General features: G+C 70.3%; 21 protein-coding genes. 15 read left to right on the plus strand and 6 right to left on the minus strand.

Annotated features, from left to right (window positions below):
• From IE302_RS28345 to eccD, 4 genes are read left to right on the plus strand one after another with little or no spacing between them, the layout of a single operon-like run.
• Positions 1 to 1350 (plus strand): WXG100 family type VII secretion target, encoded by a 1350-nt coding sequence (locus IE302_RS28345; RefSeq protein ID WP_191257487.1) that lies wholly within the window; start codon positions 1 to 3, stop codon positions 1348 to 1350.
• A gap of 14 nt (positions 1351 to 1364) precedes the next feature.
• Entirely contained in the window at positions 1365 to 1874 is a 510-nt protein-coding gene (locus IE302_RS28350; RefSeq protein WP_191257791.1) for a hypothetical protein, read from the plus strand.
• Positions 1871 to 2200 carry a YbaB/EbfC family nucleoid-associated protein gene (locus IE302_RS28355; protein WP_191257488.1) on the plus strand — a complete coding sequence of 110 codons (330 nt, stop codon included), beginning with the start codon at positions 1871 to 1873 and terminating at the stop codon, positions 2198 to 2200. Before IE302_RS28350 ends, IE302_RS28355 begins: the two co-directional genes overlap by 4 nt.
• Complete coding sequence (gene eccD / locus IE302_RS28360) at positions 2197 to 3573, plus strand: type VII secretion integral membrane protein EccD (protein ID WP_191257489.1); 1377 nt, start codon at positions 2197 to 2199, stop codon at positions 3571 to 3573. Before IE302_RS28355 ends, eccD begins: the two co-directional genes overlap by 4 nt.
• 141 nt (positions 3574 to 3714) lie before the next feature.
• Here the strand turns inward: eccD and IE302_RS28365 are convergent, their stop codons facing one another.
• Entirely contained in the window at positions 3715 to 4800 is a 1086-nt protein-coding gene (locus IE302_RS28365; RefSeq protein ID WP_229907972.1) for a type VII secretion protein EccE, read from the minus strand.
• Between the two features lie 101 nt (positions 4801 to 4901).
• On the opposite strand from IE302_RS28365, the gene eccB reads away from it, so the two are divergent.
• From eccB to IE302_RS28380, 3 genes are read left to right on the plus strand one after another with little or no spacing between them, the layout of a single operon-like run.
• On the plus strand, positions 4902 to 6374 hold the full coding sequence (eccB, locus tag IE302_RS28370) for a type VII secretion protein EccB (RefSeq protein WP_229907973.1): 1473 nt from the start codon (positions 4902 to 4904) through the stop codon (positions 6372 to 6374).
• Between the two features lie 14 nt (positions 6375 to 6388).
• The gene (locus IE302_RS28375) at positions 6389 to 7111 is read left to right on the plus strand and encodes a response regulator transcription factor (protein ID WP_229907974.1); all 723 of its coding nucleotides are present in this window, start codon (positions 6389 to 6391) and stop codon (positions 7109 to 7111) included.
• Positions 7108 to 7764 carry a response regulator gene (locus tag IE302_RS28380; protein WP_191257491.1) on the plus strand — a complete coding sequence of 219 codons (657 nt, stop codon included), beginning with the start codon at positions 7108 to 7110 and terminating at the stop codon, positions 7762 to 7764. Before IE302_RS28375 ends, IE302_RS28380 begins: the two co-directional genes overlap by 4 nt.
• 51 nt (positions 7765 to 7815) lie before the next feature.
• Here IE302_RS28380 and IE302_RS28385 read toward each other — a convergent pair whose 3' ends face one another.
• Entirely contained in the window at positions 7816 to 8712 is an 897-nt protein-coding gene (locus tag IE302_RS28385) for an SMP-30/gluconolactonase/LRE family protein (protein WP_191257492.1), read from the minus strand.
• A gap of 69 nt (positions 8713 to 8781) precedes the next feature.
• Between IE302_RS28385 and IE302_RS28390 the strand changes: the two genes are divergently transcribed.
• A complete protein-coding gene (locus IE302_RS28390) occupies positions 8782 to 9270 on the plus strand; it encodes an Lrp/AsnC family transcriptional regulator (RefSeq protein ID WP_229907975.1) in 489 nt (162 codons plus the stop codon).
• On the opposite strand, the gene IE302_RS28395 is transcribed toward IE302_RS28390, so the two are convergent.
• Complete coding sequence (locus tag IE302_RS28395) at positions 9218 to 10012, minus strand: carbon-nitrogen hydrolase family protein (RefSeq protein ID WP_191257493.1); 795 nt, start codon at positions 10010 to 10012, stop codon at positions 9218 to 9220. The genes IE302_RS28390 and IE302_RS28395 overlap by 53 nt on opposite strands.
• A gap of 84 nt (positions 10013 to 10096) precedes the next feature.
• On the opposite strand from IE302_RS28395, the gene hisD reads away from it, so the two are divergent.
• The 4 genes from hisD to IE302_RS28415 all read left to right on the plus strand — a co-directional run bounded on the left by hisD (position 10097) and on the right by IE302_RS28415 (position 13392).
• Complete coding sequence (hisD, locus tag IE302_RS28400; protein ID WP_191257494.1) at positions 10097 to 11422, plus strand: histidinol dehydrogenase; 1326 nt, start codon at positions 10097 to 10099, stop codon at positions 11420 to 11422.
• Complete coding sequence (locus tag IE302_RS28405) at positions 11419 to 12519, plus strand: histidinol-phosphate transaminase (RefSeq protein ID WP_191257495.1); 1101 nt, start codon at positions 11419 to 11421, stop codon at positions 12517 to 12519. Before hisD ends, IE302_RS28405 begins: the two co-directional genes overlap by 4 nt.
• The gene (gene hisB, locus IE302_RS28410) at positions 12516 to 13115 is read left to right on the plus strand and encodes an imidazoleglycerol-phosphate dehydratase HisB (RefSeq protein WP_007029930.1); all 600 of its coding nucleotides are present in this window, start codon (positions 12516 to 12518) and stop codon (positions 13113 to 13115) included. Before IE302_RS28405 ends, hisB begins: the two co-directional genes overlap by 4 nt.
• 121 nt (positions 13116 to 13236) lie before the next feature.
• Positions 13237 to 13392 (plus strand): CG2302 family histidine operon protein, encoded by a 156-nt coding sequence (locus IE302_RS28415; protein WP_191257496.1) that lies wholly within the window; start codon positions 13237 to 13239, stop codon positions 13390 to 13392.
• 80 nt (positions 13393 to 13472) lie between these two features.
• Here the strand turns inward: IE302_RS28415 and IE302_RS28420 are convergent, their stop codons facing one another.
• Positions 13473 to 15656, minus strand: coding sequence for an MMPL family transporter (locus IE302_RS28420; RefSeq protein ID WP_191257497.1), 2184 nt, complete (start codon positions 15654 to 15656; stop codon positions 13473 to 13475).
• Positions 15657 to 15816: 160 nt separating this feature from the next.
• Here IE302_RS28420 and IE302_RS28425 point away from each other — a divergent pair, with 160 nt between their 5' ends.
• Positions 15817 to 16389 (plus strand): TetR/AcrR family transcriptional regulator, encoded by a 573-nt coding sequence (locus IE302_RS28425; RefSeq protein ID WP_191257498.1) that lies wholly within the window; start codon positions 15817 to 15819, stop codon positions 16387 to 16389.
• 46 nt (positions 16390 to 16435) lie between these two features.
• Positions 16436 to 17308: a prenyltransferase/squalene oxidase repeat-containing protein gene (locus tag IE302_RS28430; RefSeq protein ID WP_191257499.1), complete on the plus strand. Its 873-nt coding sequence runs from the start codon at positions 16436 to 16438 to the stop codon at positions 17306 to 17308.
• Here IE302_RS28430 and IE302_RS28435 read toward each other — a convergent pair.
• Together IE302_RS28435 and soxR are read right to left on the minus strand one after the other, a co-directional pair.
• The gene (locus IE302_RS28435) at positions 17305 to 17853 is read right to left on the minus strand and encodes an RNA 2'-phosphotransferase (RefSeq protein ID WP_191257500.1); all 549 of its coding nucleotides are present in this window, start codon (positions 17851 to 17853) and stop codon (positions 17305 to 17307) included. The two genes, IE302_RS28430 and IE302_RS28435, sit on opposite strands and share 4 nt — an antisense overlap.
• A 46-nt stretch (positions 17854 to 17899) precedes the next feature.
• On the minus strand, positions 17900 to 18361 hold the full coding sequence (soxR, locus tag IE302_RS28440; protein WP_005155287.1) for a redox-sensitive transcriptional activator SoxR: 462 nt from the start codon (positions 18359 to 18361) through the stop codon (positions 17900 to 17902).
• 52 nt (positions 18362 to 18413) lie between these two features.
• On the opposite strand from soxR, the gene IE302_RS28445 reads away from it, so the two are divergent.
• Complete coding sequence (locus IE302_RS28445; protein WP_191257501.1) at positions 18414 to 19106, plus strand: thiamine pyrophosphate-binding protein; 693 nt, start codon at positions 18414 to 18416, stop codon at positions 19104 to 19106.
• Positions 19107 to 19109: the final 3 nt, after the last annotated feature.

Consider the following 19109-nt stretch of genomic DNA (forward strand, 5'->3'; position numbering starts at 1 on the left):
GTGGTCGACGCGTCGGGCGTCGTCAGCTCGATCCTGTCGAACTATCGGCGGCTCGTGGTCGAGTACCAGCGGCGCGTCACCGGTGATCCTTCGGCGCTGAACGCGGCCGGTCAGCGGTGCGGCGACCGGGCGTCGACGGTCTCGGGCCGGGCGGACGAGATCGGCAAGGCGGCGAAGGCGCTCAACGCCTCCTGGGAGGGCGACGCCTACACCGCGTTCGCCACGTCCGCGGCGAAACTGAGCCAGGAACTCACCGAGCTCGGCACGAAGCTGAGCGATCAGTCGAACCGGCTGCGCGCGGGCGCGCAAGCCTTGCAGGGCGCGAAGTCCTGTGTGGACTCGATCCTCGCCCAGTTCGACCAGTACGCCGCTCAGCTCACCAGCCAGGCGCGGACGGCGAACGCGAACGCGGTCAACGCCTTCATCTCCGCCGCCCGCCAGCTCGGTGAGCGGGCCGCGCAGGCGGCGCAGGAGATCGCCGACGAGCTGAGCGAGGAACTCGCGCGGCTGTTCCCGCCGGAGGGCACGGGCCGGATCGAGCACGAACTCGGCAAATGGGGCCGCGGCCCGTTGTACTGGCTCAACGGCGAGGCGCTCGACGGCCGCAAACGCCCGCGCTCGCATCCTTCCTGGTTCGGCAATTCCGGCTGGAAGAAGCTCACCTGGGACGGTCTCGAAGGCACGCGTGCCCCGCGCGCCGGCGACACGCCGTTCGGCAGGCCGAAGCCGGAAGGCCTGCGCGACAAGGCCTGGAACAGCACCGAGATCACGTATGCCAAGTGGAAGCAGGAGCAGGACGGCTTCACCCCGGGGTGGGACGCCAAGGTCTCCTCGCAGGGCTGGGATCTCAAGGCGTCCGGTCACGCCGAATTGGCCGCCTTCAAGGAAGAACTCGAAGGCAAGAAGGAATGGGGCGTCGCTTCGGGCAGCGCCAAGGGGACCGCGTTCGTCGGCGGCGAGGTGAACGGCTCGTTCCAGGCGGGCGCGCACGGTGTCGGCGTGCACGCCAACGCCTTCGTCGGAGGTAAGGTCGAAGGCGAGCTCGCGGCGGACGTGGCCGGGGTGGGCGTCGGCGCGAGCGGCACCCTCCAATACGGACTCGGCGCGCAGCTCGACGGCCAGGCGGTTTACGACGCCGGGCACATCAAGGTCAACTTCAAGGCGGGCGTCGCCCTCGGTCTCGGTGCCGGGATCGGCGCGAAGATCGACATCGACCTGCCGAAGATCGCGGACACCGTCGGCGAGTACGGCGGCGCGGCCGTCGACGCGGTGAGCGGCGCGGCCGGCCAGGCGGCGGACGCCGTCGGCGAGGCGTGGGACGACGCGGTCTCCTACGTGGGCACGTGGTGACGGGAATGAGTGCTATGGCGACGCAGGACCGGGTTTCCCTCCCGCTCGGATTCGACATCCCCGACGGCTGGGTCCCGGTCGAGCCGTCGTCCGTCGGCGCCGAGGGCGCCGTCTTCGTGGCCGTTCACCCCGGAACGGACTCGGAGTTCACCCCGAACATCACCCTGAGCGTCGGGCAGCGGCCCGATAAAGCAGAGATCACCGACATCGCCGACGAGGCGGTCGAACGCCTCGGCCGGTCGATGGCCGCGCTCGAAGTGGTGCGGCGCAAGGTGATCGGCACCGGGATCGCGCCGGGGGTGACGCAGGTGCTGCGCATCCGCACCGGCGAGGGGCAGGACCTCGTCCAGACGCAGGTGCAGCTGACCGTGCCGGGGGCGAGCCCGGCCGAGCGGCTGATCCTCGAGATCGCCTGCACCGCAACGCCCGAGGCGGCCCGCGGCCTCGGCGACGACTTCCGGCGGTTCGTGGGCAGTGTCCACGTCCGGCGGGATTTCACCGCAGATGAAGGAGAAGATTCGTGACCACCGACCCCTACGCCATGCCGGACATGGACGAGTTGCTGGACCAGGTCCGCAGGCAGACCGAAGAGGTGCAGCGCATCCAGCGTTCGGTCGAGGCGATGGAGGTCAAGGCGCACTCGCGGCAGAACGAGGTCACCGTCGTGCTGCGCGGTGACGGCCGGTTCACCTCGATCGACATCGACCCGCGCGCGTTGCGCCAGTACGACGCGCGCAACATCTCGGAGATCGTGCTGGAGGCGGTCAACAACGGGCTGCAGAAACTGGCCGAGGCCAGCAGCGCGAAGTTCGCCCCGGTCATCGAGTCCGCCAAGTCGATCGAAGCATGACGGCCGCGATCGCGGGCTCCACCCGGCGCGTCACGGTGGTGACACCGAGGGCGCGCGTCGACGTGGCGCTGCCGCAGCAGAGCACGTTCGCCGAACTCGTCCCGCAGCTCGTGCGGCTCGCGGGCGCTTCGGGGCAGGCGTCGGCCGAGCATCCCGGATGGGTGCTGTCCCGGCTCGGCGGCGCACCGCTCGCGCTCGGGCTCACGGTCGCCGCGGCACAGGTACGCGACGGCGAAGTCCTCCATCTGACCCCGCGGGAACGCCCGCGGGGTCCCTTGCTGTTCGACGACGTCGTCGACTCGATCGCCAGCGTCGCCGAGACGGGCACCGGCCGATGGGGCCCGTCGGTGGCGCGCAAGGCGGGCATCGTCGCGTCCGTGGTGCTGCTGCTCGCCGGTGGCCTGCTGGTGCAGGCGGCGGCGTCCGGCAGTGTGCTGGCGCCGATCGGGACCGGGCTGCTCGCGCTGGTCCTGGTGCTGGGCGGCGGCGCGCTGAGCCGTGCTTACGGTGACGCGGAGGCCGGTGCCGCCGGCGCGCTCGCCGGTGTTGGCGCGGCGCTGCTGGCCGGGATGTCGATCCTGTCGCCGCATCCGTTGTTCTCTCTGTCGGCCGGGCCGCTGGCCGCCGGGCTCGCCGTGGTGACCGTGTACGGCGTGATCGCGGCCGTTTCGGTGGCGGACCGGCTGCCGTGGTTCGTCGCGGTGACGGTGTCGGCCGGACTCGGCGCGATCACCACCGCCATCGTCCTGCTGGCCGACGTCCGCGCCGGCTCGGCGGCCGCCGTGGTCGCGGTGGTGGCGACGGGGCTGGCCGCGGTGGCGCCGATGATGGCGCTGCGGCTCGGCAGGCTGCCGCTGCCGCGGGTGCCCGACGACATGGACGCGTTCCGCGCCGACGAGAATCCTTCGCTCGGCGAGGACATGGTCGGCGGCACGACCTACGCGCAGGCGTTGCTGACCGGGCTGCTCGTCGCGCTCGGACTCACCGTCGTTTCGGCTTCGGTGGTCCTGGCGTCTTCCGGCGGGGCTTGGGAAGCGGGTTTGTGCGCGCTGCTGGGGCTGGCGCTGATGTTGCGTTCGCGCGCGTTCGCCGGCCGCTCGCAGCGGCTCGTGCTCATCGGTTTCGGTGCGGCCGCCTTGGCATCGGCCGGTTTCTGGCTCGCCGCGGGTGGTCCGCGTTCATTCGTCTTCGCCGCGGGCTGCGCGGTCGTCGTCGCCGCCGGTGTCTGTCTCACTTACGCGACCCGGGTCGCGAAGGGACGTCGTTCCCCTTACTGGGCAAGGACTCTCGACATCGTCGAGTTCCTGGTGCTGCTCTCGCTGATCCCGTTCGTCGGCATGATCGCCGGTGTCTACGAGGCCGTCCGGGGCTGACCCCCTTCACGCGTTTCGTCCTCTGAATGCGGTAGTTGCCCTACGCAACGACCGCATTCAGAGGACGAAACGCGTTTTACGTCCGTGGAGGATTCCTGCCCTACCCTCAGCGAGGAAAGGAATCCTCCACGGACCGTCCCCTCAGTTCTCCAGCGCCAGCGGCAGGGTCCGGCGGACCGCCGACGCGTGCCGTCCGTGCAGCGGGGTGACCGCGATCCCGGCGGGCCGTGCCGTCTCCGCCCCCGGCCGTCCGCCGACCCGGATGGTCACCTCGGACTTTTCCCGTCCGCCAGGCGATCGGTGAAGCGTGTACGAAGTCGCGGTGAACGCCGAGCCGGGGACGTGAAGATCCAGTGTCCGCGCGAGATCCCGCTCCGACCGGGGCCGGTAGCAGACCTGCGACGCGCCGCCCCAGTCCCAGGAACGCCAGCCCTCCACCGGCGCGTCCTGGCCGCTGCCGAGCGCGACGCGTAGTTCTTCGGCCACTTCACCGGCTTCGAGCACGGTGCTCTCGAACCCGGCCTCGGCCAGGGCGCCCATCAGGGACAGTGCCGCGCAGGCGGTGCTCCGCAACGCGCCGAGTTCACCTCCGCCGCGGGCGAGCGCCGCGATCGGCGCGTCCTCGGGCCGGTACCGGACGGTGAGCCACCGGACCCGGAGCAGCGACTGTCCATTCGGGACCGTCCAGGTCAGCAGTTGCGCGCTGGACAAAGGGATCCCGGTGCTCGCGTACGCCTGGCGCAGGATCCCGGCCAGAGTGTCCGGTCCGGGCTGCATGGCACCCGGGGTGAGCCGCACGATGGCGCTCCAGCCGTCGCCGACCTCGGCGACGCCGAAGCGGTTGCCCGCGCGGTCGACGTGCTGGCGCACCCGGACGGGACCGGCGAGCCGGTGCAGCGGATCGGGGACTTCGTTCTTGTCGCGGCGCTTCAGCCGGTAACCGGCCCAGGTGAGCAGCCAGCCCGCGGGATGCCGTCCGGCGAACCGGACCGACGTCGTCAGCACAAGGACACCGCCCGCGGCGGCGATGCTGATCTGAGCGGCCTGGGGGATCCCGTCGACGGTGAAGGCCAGCAGGATCGCGATCCCGGCGATCTCCCAGAGCGCCGCCTGCAACGGGCGGATCGGCAGCAGCCAGGGCAAGGGCGCCGCGCCCGCGACGCCGTGGGCGGGCGCCTGTTCCGGGGCCGGGCGGGGTGTCCCCACCGCCGGGGCTTCAACCGACAAGGAATTCCCCTCCTCCGTGCACGCGCCCGACGGTAGCCGCGCCCCACGCGGGGGAGGGGCGTAAAAATTACCCTCACCGTCGGCCGGGGCCGGAATCTAACGTGAGCACCCTCGAATCGGGGTGGGCACGAACGGCGGGGGACGGGAGCGTGTGGACGCAGCGGGACCAGATCCAGGCCTACCAATTCCTCCGCAGGAGACTGGTTTCGGCACTCGTCTCGGCTGACGCCAACCATCCGGTGGCCCCGAGCCGCAGGCTGGTCATCGGAACCCTGTGCGGCCTCGGCGTCGCGCTGCTGATCACCGCGGTGTTCGGCGTGATCGGCCTGCTGAACCCCTCCGGCGGCAAGGACTGGCTGGCGGGCGGCAAGGTGATCGTCGAGGAAGGCACCGGCGCGCGCTACATCCTCGGCCAGGACGGTGCGCTGCATCCCGTGCTCAACTACGCCTCCGCGCGGCTGATGGCGGGCGGCAACGGCGAGGCCACTGTGACCGTCCCTTCGGACAAGCTCGCGAAGGCCCCGCGCGGTTCGCAGATCGGCATCCCCGGCGCCCCCGACTCGCTGCCCGCGGCGGCCGCGCTGGTGAACACCCCGTGGACGAGTTGCTCGCGGACGACCCAGGACGCGCCCGCGTCGGCCGAACCGGAGACGACGGTGCTCCTCGGCGCGCCCGCCGCCGGGATCGACCTGCCGAGGGATCAGGCCGTCGTGGTCCGCGTTCCCGAGGGCGAGCGGTATCTCGTGACGGCGGGACGCCGCTACAAGCTCACCTCGGAAGCCGCGACCGCGCTGCAGTTCGACACCTACCCGGCGATCGCGGTGTCCTCGCGGTGGATCGGCACCGTCGCCGCCGGACGTGATCTGGCCTACCGCGCGGTCGAAGACGCCGGACGGCCGGGCCCGAAGGTCGGCGGCGTCGCGACGAAGGTCGGTTCGGTGCTCGGCGTCGTGGACGCGATGGCGTCGCCCAACGACGCGACGTCGTACTACCTCGTCCACGCCGAGGGGCTCGAACCGATCGGCCAGACCGAGGCGAGCCTGCTGATCAACACACCGCAGAACGCGGACGCCTACACCGGTGTCCCGGCCCCCGTCGCGGTGCGCGCGGCCGGCGTCGCGGCGGTGGCGAAGGTCGGCACGGCGAGGGCAGGCGGGGCCGATCCCGCCGAGTATCCGGACCGGATCCCGCGAAAAGCGCCCGTTACCGGACAGTCCGTGACGCTATGCGCGCAGGGTTCTCGAATCGTTATCTCCGCACAGGTCCCGTTGCCGCAAGGTGCGAAGGCGATCCCTGTGACGGCACGCACGGACGCGCTGGTCGCCGATGCTGTCTTCGTGCCTCCGTCGGGAGGCGCGGTGGTGGCGGAATCCGGTTCCGGCACGGTCTACATCGTGACCGACACGGGCCAGAAGTACCCGGTGGCGAGCAACGAGGCACTCGCCTCCCTCGGATACGGCCAAGCCGAACGGCAACCGGTTCCGAATGGATTGCTGGCACTGGTGCCGCGCGGAGCCGCGCTGGATCCGGGGCAGGCGGGCCGGGCGGTGTCCGCGGCAGGTGGGACGGGGTGAGCGGGAACGTGCAGATGACTGAAGACAGGCCGGAGACCGACCGGGTCGACGTCGCGGTGATCGAAGACCATCCGTTGTACCGGCACGCCGTGGTCCGGGTCCTCACCGAGGCCGAAGGGATCGAACTCGGCGCGGTGGTCGATTCGGTCGCCCGGTTCCACGTCCATCCGCAGCCGCCCGGCAGCGTGGTGCTGCTCGACCTCGGCCTGCCCGGGACCGCCGGGGCGGCGGCCGTGCTGCAGGTGTGCGAACTGGGGCATCACGTGCTCGTGGTGTCCGCGCAGGCGGAGTCCGAGCAGGTGCTCGGCGCGATCGCCGCCGGTGCCAAGGGATTCCTGTCCAAGGACGTCGACGTCGACGAGCTGCTGACCGCGATCAGGACGGTCGCGCAGGGCCGGGCCTACGTTTCCGCGGTGGTGGCCGGAATGATCATCAAGGACAACGCCGACCGCCCCGCGCCCGCTCCGGACGTCGCGCTCTCCGCGCGGGAGAAGCAGGTCCTCCGGCTGGTCGCGGCGGGCGAACGCGACGTCGACATCGCCCGCATCCTGGGCATCGGGGTCCGGACGGTCCGCGGTTATCTGGACCGGATCCGTGACAAACTCGGAGAGAGAAGGCGGGCCGGTCTGGTCCGCAAGGCCATCCAGCTCGGGCTCGCGTCTCCGCCGGAGGTGCCCGGCCCGTCTCGGCCGGTCGCGCCCCGCGACGACGCGGGCGGATTCGAAGGACGCCGGTGAACGCAGACGAGCAGCAGCCGAAACGCACCACACCGATCAACGTCGGGGTGATCGAAGATCATCCGCTGTACCGGGACGCCGTCGCGCGTGTCCTCACCGAAGCGCCCGACATCGAGCTGGGCGCCGTCGCCGATTCCGTCGCGCGGTTCGCCGTCCAGGAGCAGCCGCCGGGCAGTGTCGTCGTCCTCGACCTCAAGCTGCGCGGCGTCCAGGACGCCGCCGCGGTGCTCGAAGTCGGGCAGATGGGGCACAAGGTGCTCGTGGTGTCCGCGCACGCCGAACAGCCCGAAGTGCTGGGCGCCATGCAGGCCGGCGCGAAAGGCTTCCTCTCCAAGGACGTCGACGGCGACGAACTCCTGCGCGCCATCCGCACCATCGCCGAGGACAACGCGTACGTGTCGCCGACGCTGGCCGGGATGATCATCCAGGACAGCGAAGATCGTCACGCCGGACCCAAGATCGTGCTGTCCGAACGGGAGAAGCAGGTGCTGCGGCTGGTCGCGGCCGGTGAACGGGACGTCGACGTGGCGGAGATCCTGAACATCAGCGTGCGGACCGTACGGTCCTACCTCGACCGGATCCGGGACAAGACCGGGGAACGGCGCCGGGCCGGGTTCGTGCGGGTGGCGATCCGCGAGGGCCTGCTGCGCTAGGGATCCACGCATTTCGTCCTCTGAATGCGGTACTTGCCCCGCGCAAATGCGCTAGAACCGGGGCCCCGAGAAGTTCACCCGCAGCGTGTAGACCGAACTGGACGCGGTGATGAACAGGTCGTTCCCTCGCGGCCCGCCGAAGGTCAGGTTCGAACAGACCTCCGGCACGCGCAGCTTCCCGATGTGCGTGCCGTCGGGAGCGAAGCAGTGCAGGCCGTCGTGCGCCGCGGCCCAGATCCGCCCGGCCGCGTCCAGGCGCAGCCCGTCGAAACCACCGGCGTCACTGGTCGCGAAGACCTCGCCGCCGGAAAGCCGCCCGTCGTTCACCGAGAAAACCCTGATGTGGCTGGGATCCTGCCGCGTGTCCGCGATGTAGAGCAGCGACTCGTCCAGTGAGAACGCGAGCCCGTTCGGGCGCGTGAAATCGTCCGCGACGATCCGCACGGAACCGTCCACCGGGTCGACGCGGTAGACATGGCAGGCTCCGATTTCGCTCTCCGCCTGATGTCCCTCGTAGTCGCTGTCGATCCCGTAGCTGGGGTCGGTGAACCAGAGCGCGCCGTCCGAGCTCTCCACGACGTCGTTGGGGCTGTTGAACTTCTTGCCCTGATAGGTCTCCGCGAGCACGGTGGTCGTGCCGTCGTGCTCGGTGCGGGTCACCCGGCGGCCGCCCTGTTCGCAGCTGACGAGCCTGCCCCGCCGATCGACGGTGTGCCCGTTGTGGAATCCGGCGGGCTCGCGGAACACGCCGACCGCGCCCGTGGTCTCGTCCCACCGCAGGACACGGTCGTTCGGGATGTCGCTGAACACCAGATACCGGCCGGCGGGGAAGTAGGCGGGCCCCTCGGTCCACCGGCAGCCGGTGTGCAGGCGCCGCATCCACTCGTCCCCGTTGACGCGGGCGAACCGCTCGTCGAGAACCTCGAAATGTGCCTTGACCATGTCCATGAAGATCCCCAGGTCTCTGAATGATGTACTGCAATCATCATGAACCGGCGAACTTGATATGGTCAACCTGTGGATGACATAGATCGCATGCTGCTCGGTGAGTTGCAGCAGGACGCGACCCAGGCGTACGCCGCGCTCGGCAAGGCGGTCGGGTTGTCCGCGGGCGCCGCGCACGAACGGGTCCGCAAACTGCGCGAACAGGGCGCCATCCGGCGCACGACCGTCGACGTCGACCCGGCGGCGGTCGGCCGGGGTGTGATGGCGTTCGTGCTGGTCGAGGCCGGTTCGTGGATGGGCGATTCGCCGACGAAGGCCGCGCTGGAGGCGTTGCCGGAGGTCGTGGAGGCGCACATCATCGCGGGCCCGGCCTCGCTCCTGGTGAAGGTGCGCACGCCGACCACCGAGGAATTGCAGGCGTCGCTACGCAGGCTGTACGCCATCGAAGGCGTCACAGGGACGCAGACGATCGTGGTGCTCGAATCCTTCTTCGAACGCCCCGTGGACGTCAGAGGCGGCGGTTCGCCAGAGCGCCCGTCGCCGCCCGAGCCTGCCCGCTGACCGCCGGATCCACGTCGACGACCACCAGTTCCGGCCCGGCGCCCAGCTGAGTGTGGACGCGGCCGAAGCCGTCGGACACCGTCGAGTAGCCGATCCCGGTCGGAGCCTTCGGGTTCACCGGGGTCGACGTCGTGGCCGGATCGGCCTGCCCGCAGCCGAGGACCCAGCAGCCGGAGTCGAGCGCGCGGGCGCGCACCAGCACCTCCCACTGCTCGCGTTTGCCCTCGCCCGCGCCCCAGGACGTCGGCACGAGCACGATGTCCGCGCCGTCGTCGGCGAGCTTCCGGAACAGTTCGGGGAAGCGGATGTCGTAACAGGTCGCGACACCGAACGTGACCCCGTCGACCTCGAAGGTGACGGGTGCCGTCCCCGGCGCGACCGTGTCGGACTCGGCGAACCCGAACGCGTCGTACAGATGGATCTTGTCGTAGCCGAGGTGATGTCCGGCGCCGGTGACGAGCACCGTGTTGCTCACGCGCCCGTCGGGTGACGGCGTGAACATGCCCGCGACGACCACGACGCCGTGCTCTTCGGCGATGGACGCCACGGTGGACGCCCACGGCCCGTCCAGAGGTTGCGCGAGGGGCTTCAGCGAGACCCCGAAACGGACCATCGTCGCCTCGGGGAAGACCACGATCCGCGCGCCTTCGGCCGCGGCGGCCGCCACGCCTTCGCGAATCAGCTTCAGGTTCGTTTCGGGATCCTCGGCCGTCGTGAGCTGGCACAACCCGATTCGCGGCACGGAGGCCTCCCTCATCGTGGGATCGCTGGTCACCACCCCAGTGTGCCTGCTCGGGGCGATCGGGCCACCTCGTACCCTTGACCCATGCTGAACCGTACCGACCTGCGTGGACAGGTCCCGTCCGTTGCCGAACTCAGGAGCACGCTCCCGCGTGCCGAGTACGACGTGGACGCGGCGCTGCATCACGTACGGCCGGTGGTCGAGGCGGTCCGCGATCGCGGCGTCGAGGCGGTTCTCGAGTACACCGAGAAGTTCGACAAGGTCCGTCCCGCCGGTGTCCGGGTGGCCGCCGCGGAGCTCACGAGCGCGCTCGCGAACCTGGACCCGGCCGTCCGCGAGGCGCTGGAGGAATCCATCGCCCGCGCCCGCAAGGTCCACGGTGAACAGCGCCGTCAGGACGTCACGACCGAGGTCGTCGACGGCGGCACCGTCACCGAGCGCTGGATCCCGGTCGAGCGCGTCGGGCTGTATGCGCCGGGCGGGCTCGCGGTGTACCCCTCGACCGTGGTGATGAACGTCGTCCCGGCGCAGATCGCCGGTGTCGGCACGCTCGTGCTGTGCTCGCCGCCGCAGGCCGCGTTCGGCGGGCTCCCGCACCCGACGATCCTGGCCGCCGCCGAACTGCTCGGTGTCGACGAGGTGTGGGCCGTCGGAGGCGCGCAGGCCGTCGCGCTGCTCGCGTACGGCGGCACCGACACCGACGGCGCGACGCTGGAGCCGGTCGATGTCGTCACCGGGCCGGGCAACATCTATCTCACCGCGGCCAAGCGGCTGCTGCGCGGCATCATCGGCATCGACTCCGAGGCCGGCCCGACCGAGATCGCGATCCTCGCCGACGAGACCGCCGACCCGGTGCACGTCGCCGCCGACCTGATCAGCCAGGCCGAGCACGACCCGCTCGCCGCGAGCGTGCTGGTCACCACGTCCGAGGAACTCGCGGACGCGGTCGACAAGGAGCTCACCGGCCGCGTGGCCGCGACCAAGCACTCCGAGCGGGTGACGGAAGCCTTGAGCGGCAAGCAGTCCGGCATCATCCTGGTGTCCGGAGTGGACGACGGTATCCGCGTCGTGGACGCGTACGCGGCGGAGCACCTGGAGATCCAGACCGCGGACGCGCGCGCGGTGGCGGCCCGGGTGCGCAACGCGGGCGCGATCTTCGTCGGGGCGTACGCGCCGGTCTCGCTCGGCGACTACTGCGCCGGGTCGAACCACGTCCTGCCCACCGGCGGGTTCGCGCGGCACTCGTCCGGGCTTTCGGTGCAGAGCTTCCTCAAGGGCGTGCACGTCGTCGACTACAGCGAGGACGCGCTGCGCGAGATCGCCGGCCGCGTCGTCGCGCTGGCGAACGCCGAGGACCTGCCCGCGCACGGCGAGGCCATCACGGCGCGGTTCGAGGGGGAGCGGGCATGACCATCGGCGAGGAGATCACGCTCGACGCGCTCCCGCTGCGGGAGGACCTGCGGGGCAAGAGCCCGTACGGCGCGCCGCAGCTCGACGTGCCGATCCGGCTCAACACCAACGAAAACCCGTACCCGCCGCCGGACGCGCTGGTGGCCGACGTCGCCGAGGCCGTCCGCGCCGAAGCAGCGTCGCTGCACCGGTACCCGGATCGCGACGCCGTCGCGCTGCGCCAGGACCTCGCGGACTATCTCGCGGTGTCCACCGGCGTGCTGGTGTCGGAGTCGAACGTCTGGGCCGCCAACGGGTCCAACGAAATCCTGCAGCAGGTCCTGCAGGCCTTCGGCGGCCCCGGCCGGTCGGCGCTGGGCTTCGAACCGTCGTACTCGATGCACCCGATCATCTCGGCGGGCACCCGCACCGACTGGCTGCCGGTGCCGCGCCGCGATGATTTCAGCCTCGACACCGAGAAGGCCGCCGCGCTGGTGGGCGAACGCCGTCCGGACATCGTCTTCGTGACCAGCCCGAACAACCCGACCGGTGGCTCGATCCCGTTCGGTGAGCTGCGCGGTCTGCTCGAAGCCGCGCCGGGGATCGTGGTGGTCGACGAGGCGTACGCGGAGTTCTCGTCGCAGCCGAGCGCGGTCGAGCTGATCGAGGAGTACCCGGCGAAGCTGATCGTGTCGCGCACGATGAGCAAGGCGTTCGCCTTCGCAGGCGGGCGGCTCGGCTACCTGGCGGCCGCGCCCGCGATCGTCGACGCGCTGCAACTGGTGCGGCTGCCGTACCACCTCTCGAAGCTCACGCAGGCCGCCGCCCGGGCCGCGCTGCGGCACGCGGACGCCACCCTCGCCTCGGTCGCCAAACTGGCGGCCGAACGCGACAGGGTGGTGGAAGCGTTGCTGGGCTTGGGATTCACGCCGGTCCCGAGCGACGCGAACTTCGTCCTCTTCGGACGGTTCGCGGACGCGCCCGCGACCTGGAAGTCCTATTTGGACAACGGTGTGCTGATCAGGGACGTCGGCATCGAAGGGCATCTGCGGGTGACCATCGGGACGCCGGAAGAGAACGACGCCTTTCTCGAGGCCAGCAAGGAGGTGCCGCGATGAGTCGCGTCGGCAAGGTGGATCGCACCACGAAGGAATCGTCCATTTCGGTCCAACTCGACCTGGACGGCACGGGACAGGTGGAGATCGACACCGGTGTCCCGTTCTACGACCACATGCTCACCGCGTTCGGCGTGCACGGCTCGCTCGACCTCAAGGTGCAGGCGACCGGTGACGTGCACATCGACGCGCACCACACCGTCGAGGACACCGCGATCGTGCTCGGCCAGGCGCTGCGCCAGGCGCTCGGCGACAAGAGCGGCATCCGCCGTTTCGGCGACGCGTGGATCCCGATGGACGAGACCCTCGCGCACGCCGCGATCGACGTTTCCGGGCGCCCGTACTGCGTGCACCTCGGCGAGCCGGAGCAGTTCAACAGCTTCACCATCGGCGGGAACTACCCGTTCGTGCTGACGCGGCACGTGTTCGATTCGCTGTCGTTCCACGCGCAGATCGCGCTGCACGTGCGGGTGCTGCACGGCCGGGACCCGCACCACATCGCGGAGGCCGAGTACAAGGCCGTCGCGCGCGCTCTGCGGGCCGCCACCGAGCCGGACCCGCGCGCGGGCGGCATCCCGTCCACGAAGGGCGTCCTCTAAGCCCCGCGTTTCGTCCTCTGAATGCGGTCCTTGCGTGTGCAAGCACCGCGTTCAGAGGACGAATTGCGTGGTGCCGCACCCGGCGCGGTCACGCGGGTGTGGGTGTGGCAGCCTGACGGGCATGAGTAACACGACCATCGCCGTGCTGTTGTTCGCGCTCGGCGGCTTCCTGATCGGCGGCGTCTACGCGACCTGGAAGAGCGTCAAGTTCATGGCCATCGTGCTGGGGATCGGCGCGCTGCTGGCGATCGGCGGCGCCATCGCCTGGCTGGCCTGAGCCGCGCGGCACGGACCTGAAGTGCATGAAGGCCCCCTTCCTTGCGACAGGCGCAAGGAAGGGGGCCTTCATGTACTTGCCTACTTCGAGGAAGCGTCGACCAGCTCCCGCTCGTCAGGAGCGTCCAGCTGCTTCGCGAGCTTCTCGCCTTCGACGTCGACATCCGGCAGCACGCGGTCCAGCCACTTCGGCAGCCACCAGGCGCCGCGGCCGAGCAGCGACATCAGCGCGGGCACGATGGTCATCCGGATCACGAAGGCGTCCACCAGCACCCCGAAGGCCAGCGCGAACCCGATCGACTGGATCAGCGAGGACTCCGCGAGGACGAATCCGGCGAACACGCTGATCATGATCAGCGCGGCGGCGACCACGACACGGGAGCCGTGCCGGAAACCGGTGACCATCGCCTGCTGCGGGTCGGCGCCGTGGACGTATTCCTCCCGCATCCGCGTCACCAGGAACACCTGGTAGTCCATCGCGAGCCCGAACAGCACGCCGATCAGCAGGATCGGCAACATGCTCATGATCGGTCCGGTCGTCTTCACCCCGAGCAGATCGGTGAGCCAGCCCCACTGGAACACCGCCACCACGGCGCCGAACGTCGCGACCACGGAGCCGAGGAAGCCCAGCGTCGCCTTCAGCGGCACCACGACCGAGCGGAACACCAGCATCAGCAACAGGAACGCGAGCCCGACGATCAGCGCGAGGTAGGGCAGCATCGCGTCGGCGAGTTTCTCCGAGACGTCGATGTTGGCCGCGGTCTGTCCGGTCACCGCCAGCGACGCGCCGGTGGCCGAACCCAGTCCCGCGTTCAGGCCGCGGATGTCGCTGACGAGGTCCTCGGTCGCGGTGCTGCTCGGACCGCTCTTCGGGATGACGGTCAGCAGCGCCAGGTCGCCGCCCCGATTGGTCTTCGGCGGCGTGACGATCGGGCGCTCGGGGAGTCCGCTGATCCCCGCGGCCGCCTGCTGGAGCGCGGCCTGCCGGTCGGTGCTGCCGTTGAGGTCGACGACGATCACCAGCGGGCCGTTGGCGCCTTCTCCGAAGCTGCGCGCGACGGTGTCGTAGGCCTTGCGCTGGGTGGTGTCCGGCGCGGCGGTGCTGTCGTTCGGCAGGCCGAGCTGCATGCTCGCGGCCGGGATGGCGACGATCGCGAGCCCGGCGATCGCGGCGATCAGCACCGGGATCCGGTGGCGGGCCACGAAACGCGCCCAGCGCTCGCCGTGCGTCGTCGTGCTTTCCTTGCGGCGCAAGCGGATCTTGCCGCCGGCCAGTTTGCCGCCCGCGAATCCGAGGATGGCGGGCAGCAGGGTGAGCGCGATGACGACCGCGATGGCGACGGTGATCGCCGCGGCGATGCCCATCTCGCCGAGGAACGGGATGCCGACGACGGTCAGGCCCGCCAGCGCGATGATCACGGTCAGCCCCGCGAACACCACGGCTGATCCTGCCGTGCCGGTGGCTCGTCCGGCGGCTTCCTCCGGATCCCGGCCGATCGTCAGTTCGTGCCGATAGCGGGAGACGATGAAGAGCGCGTAGTCGATGCCGACGGCGAGGCCGATCATCAGCGCGAGCACCGGCGTGTTCGTGTTCAGTTCGAGGAATCCGGACGCCGTCGTGATGCCCGCCATGCCGACGCCGACGCCGATGAGCGCGGTCAGCAGGGGGATCCCGGCCGCGAGCAGCGAGCCGAACGTGATGATCAGGACGACGGCGGCGACGGCGACCCCGAGGCCTTCGGTGGCGTTCGTGGCGGGCATCGCCTGGACCGCGTCACCGCCGAAGTCCACGGTGTATCCGGCCGCCTTGGCGGAGTCCGCCGCGGCCATCAGGCCGTCGCGGTCGGCATCGGTGAGTTCGAAGCCCGGGACGCGGTAGCTGACCTGCGCCAGCGCGACGTGCTTGTCGGGCGAGATCGCCTGCATCTGCAGCGGATCGACCACACCGGCGACCTTCGGCGCGTCCTTGAGTCCCTTGACGAGGCCCGCGATCGCCGCCCGCCCGGCCTCGTCGGTGATGTCACCGGGCGCGGAGATCACCACGCGCGCGGTCGCGCCACCGGCGGCGGCCTCCGGGAACCGGTCCGCGAGCTGGTCGATCGCCTTCTGCGATTCGGTGCCGGGGATGGTCACCGAGTTCGAAAGCTGGCCGGACAGGGTCAGCGCCCCCGCGCCGAGGGCCACCAGGACGGCGGCCCACACCGCCGTCACCAGTGCCCGGCGCCGGAACGAGAACCGGCCCAGGCGGTACAGGAAGCTGGCCACAAACTTCTCCCGTTCACTCGATCAGGTTCATTCCAAGCTAGCCGATCGGCTAGGGGCCTACAAGCCGATCGGCAAGTGTGTGACTAGCCGCACGGCTAGTACTCGTTTGGCCAGGCGGGCACGCTTGACGTAATCTCCGACGGCTGAACGAGGAGGGATCATGGACGTCGTCCACGCGGAGGACACCCGCACGCGACTACTGAACACGGCGTTGCGGTTGTTCACCGAACACGGCGTGGAAGGCACCTCGCTGCAGATGATCGCGGACGCCCTCGGCGTCACGAAAGCCGCTGTCTACTACCACTTCAAGACGAAGGCGGAGATCACCGAATCCGTCGCCGAGCCCGTGCTGCTCGAACTCGAAGGCATCGTCGACGACGCCCGCGCCCAGCGCACCCGCGGCGCGCAGATCGACCACCTCCTCGACGGTTTCGTCGACCTCGTGGTGCGGCACCGCTCGCTGGTCGCCCTGTTCTCCAGCGACCCCGGCATCGCCCGCGCGATCGAGAAGTCCGTGCACAGCTCGGACAGTTTCAAGAACCGCCTGCTGGAGATCCTGGTCGGCCCGGATCCGGACCTCACCGCGATCGTGACCGCCCAGGTGCTGCTGGCGGGCATCGCCGTCGCCGGCGGTTCGCCCGAGGTCGCCTCGCTCGACGACGAGACGTTGCGCGAAACGCTCCTCGCCGTCGGCCGCAAGCTCTACAACCGCCCGCGCCGCCGCACCACGTGACCGATGTGTTCAAGACAGGCGCCGCGATCCGCGCGACCCTGTCGGCATGACCATCGACATCGATTCCGCGGCCACGTTCATGGCCACCCAGGCCCGCCTGCTCGACAGGCGGCGTTTCGAGGTCCTCTTCCGCGACGGTGACCCGGCGTCGGCGCTCGCCGCACTGGAGGGATACCGCAATCCGGACGGCGGCTACGGCCACGGGCTCGAACCCGACTGCCGTTCCGCGACCAGCCAGCCCGGAGGCGCGCTGCACGCCTTCGAGGTCTTCGCCGACATCGGCCCGGTGACCAGCCCGCGCGCCGCCGAACTCTGCGACTGGCTCGCCTCGATCTCCTTGCCCGACGGCGGGATCCCGTTCGCGCTGCCGATGCCGGATCCGTTCGGCAGCGCGCCGTTCTGGGCGAGCGCGGATCCATCGGTCTCCTCGTTGCAGATCACCGCGATCGTCGCGCTGGTCGCGCATCGCGTCGCGGCGCACGATCCCGCCGTCGCCGCGCATCCCTGGCTGGCCAGGGCCACGGGCTACTGCCTCGGCGAGATCGAGAAACTCGACGAGGTGCCGCACGCGCTCGTGCTCGCCTTCGCGATGAAGCTGGTGGACGCGCTGGGCGAAACGCGCCTGGCCGGGAAACTCGGCCGGTTCGTCCCGGACGACGGCGTGGTCGCCGTCGGCGGCGGGATCGAGGGCGAGGCCATGCGCCCGCTCGACTTCGCCCCGGACCCGGACGGGCCGGCGCGGAAGCTTTTCCGGTCGGAGGTCATCGAAGCGGATCTGCGCCGGGTGATGGGCGGGCAGCACGAAGACGGCGGCTGGCGGGTCGACTACACCAGCTATTCGCCCGCGGCCGCGCTGGAATGGAACGGGATGTTCACCGTGAACACGCTGTCGCTCCTGCGAAACAACGGCCTGGTTTAGGGAAGACGGCGCAGGAACTCCGGCGGGACCGCGGCGGTGAGCCAGACACCGTTCGCGCTCACCTGGAACTCGTGCCCGGCGGTCGTCATGCCCCGCGTGTCGACGACGAGCACGACCGGGACGCCGCGCCTTCCCCCGACCGTGCGCGCGGTCTCGATGGTCGCGGAGAGGTGCACGGCGTGCCGGTTCATCGGCCGGAGCCCCTCGTGCAGGATCGCGCCGAGGAACCGGGACACGGTGCCGTGGTAGAGCACGCCGGGCGGCGTGGCGGCGGGCAGCGCGAGGTCGACGTCGACGCTGTGGCCTTGGCTGGCACGGATCCGCAGGCAGTCTTCGTCGAAGGCGAAGCGCCGCTTGTCGTTGCCCTCGACGACTTCGTCGAGTTCGGCGCGGGTGAGGCGCAAGCCGTTGCGGCGCAAGGCGGCCAGGAGCGTGTCGATGTCGACCCAGCCGTCGGGGGTCAGCGTGATGCCGATGTCACCGGGGGCGTGCCGCAGGTGCCGGGAGAGCCGTTTCGAGGCTCGGATGAGGTTCTTCTTGTCCATTTCGCGTCCCAGTGACGCATATCCGGCCCCCGCGTGGCAACGGAATTCAGATGCCGCCCTCGGAAGCCGGGCGCAGTTTCCCCGCGCCGGGGCCGAAACGGGACATCTGGTCGTCGGCGTTGTAGAGCCCGCAGCTGCGCAGGGACAGGCAACCGCAGCCGACGCATCCGGTCAGCCTGTCGCGCAGGCGCTGCAACGCGTCGATCCGCGCGTCGAGTTCGTCCTGCCAGCCCCGCGAGAGGCGGGCCCAGTCGGCCTTCGTGGGGGCGTGGTCCCTGGGCAGGGTCTCCAGCGCCGAGCTGATGTCGTCCAGGCTGAGCCCGACCCGCTGTGCGGCCCGGATGAAGGCGATCCGGCGCAGCACCGACCGCGCGTAGCGCCGCTGGTTGCCCGCCGAGCGCTCCGAGCTGATCAACCCTTTGTCCTCGTAGAAACGCAAAGCCGTATGGGGCACGCCGCTGCGGTCGGCGACCTGTCCGATGCTCAGGTGTTCAGCCAATCTCGTCACGTCGCCAGGCTAGCCTTGACTTCGACCTAAGTCGAGGTTGCACGCTCGGTTCATGACGACGGACACCAAGACCGGCTACGAGGATCTGCCGCGGCTGATCTCGCTGATGACCGGGGACGAGAAGCATCAAGCCGCCGCGGAGTCCACTGTGGACGTCCTGTGGGTGCTCTACGACCGCGTGCTCGACATCACTCCGGAGACCTTCCGGGATCCCGGGCGCGACCGCTTCCTGCTGTCGAAGGGGCACGGGCCGATGGCCTACTACGCCGTGCTGACGAAGAAGGGGTTCATCCACGAAGAGGAACTCGCCGATTGGACGTCGGCGGAGTCCCGGCTCGGGCATCACCCCGACCGGGCGCGGCTGGCAGGCGCCGAGATCGCCAGCGGGTCGCTCGGGCACGGGCTCCCGCTGGCCATCGGCACCGTGTTCGGCCTGCGCGCCAAGGGATACCGCGACGCCAAGGTCGTCACCCTCGTCGGCGACGCGGAACTCGACGAAGGTTCCAACCAGGAGGCCATCGCGGTCGCGGGCCGGATCGGCATGCCGCAGCTGACCGCCGTCGTCGTCGACAACTCCTCGGCCACCCACGGCTGGCCGGGCGGGATCGCGCGCCGGTTCGAGGTCGAGGGCTGGGTCACCCGCACCGTCGACGGCCGTGACCACGAGGCGCTCTACGAAGCCTTAACCACACCCCATCCGGACCGGCCGCTCGCCGTGGTCGCGACCGTCGAGCGAAAGGCCTGAAAC

It is taken from the genome of Amycolatopsis oliviviridis, from assembly GCF_014654365.1.
Lineage (GTDB): Bacteria > Actinomycetota > Actinomycetes > Mycobacteriales > Pseudonocardiaceae > Amycolatopsis > Amycolatopsis oliviviridis.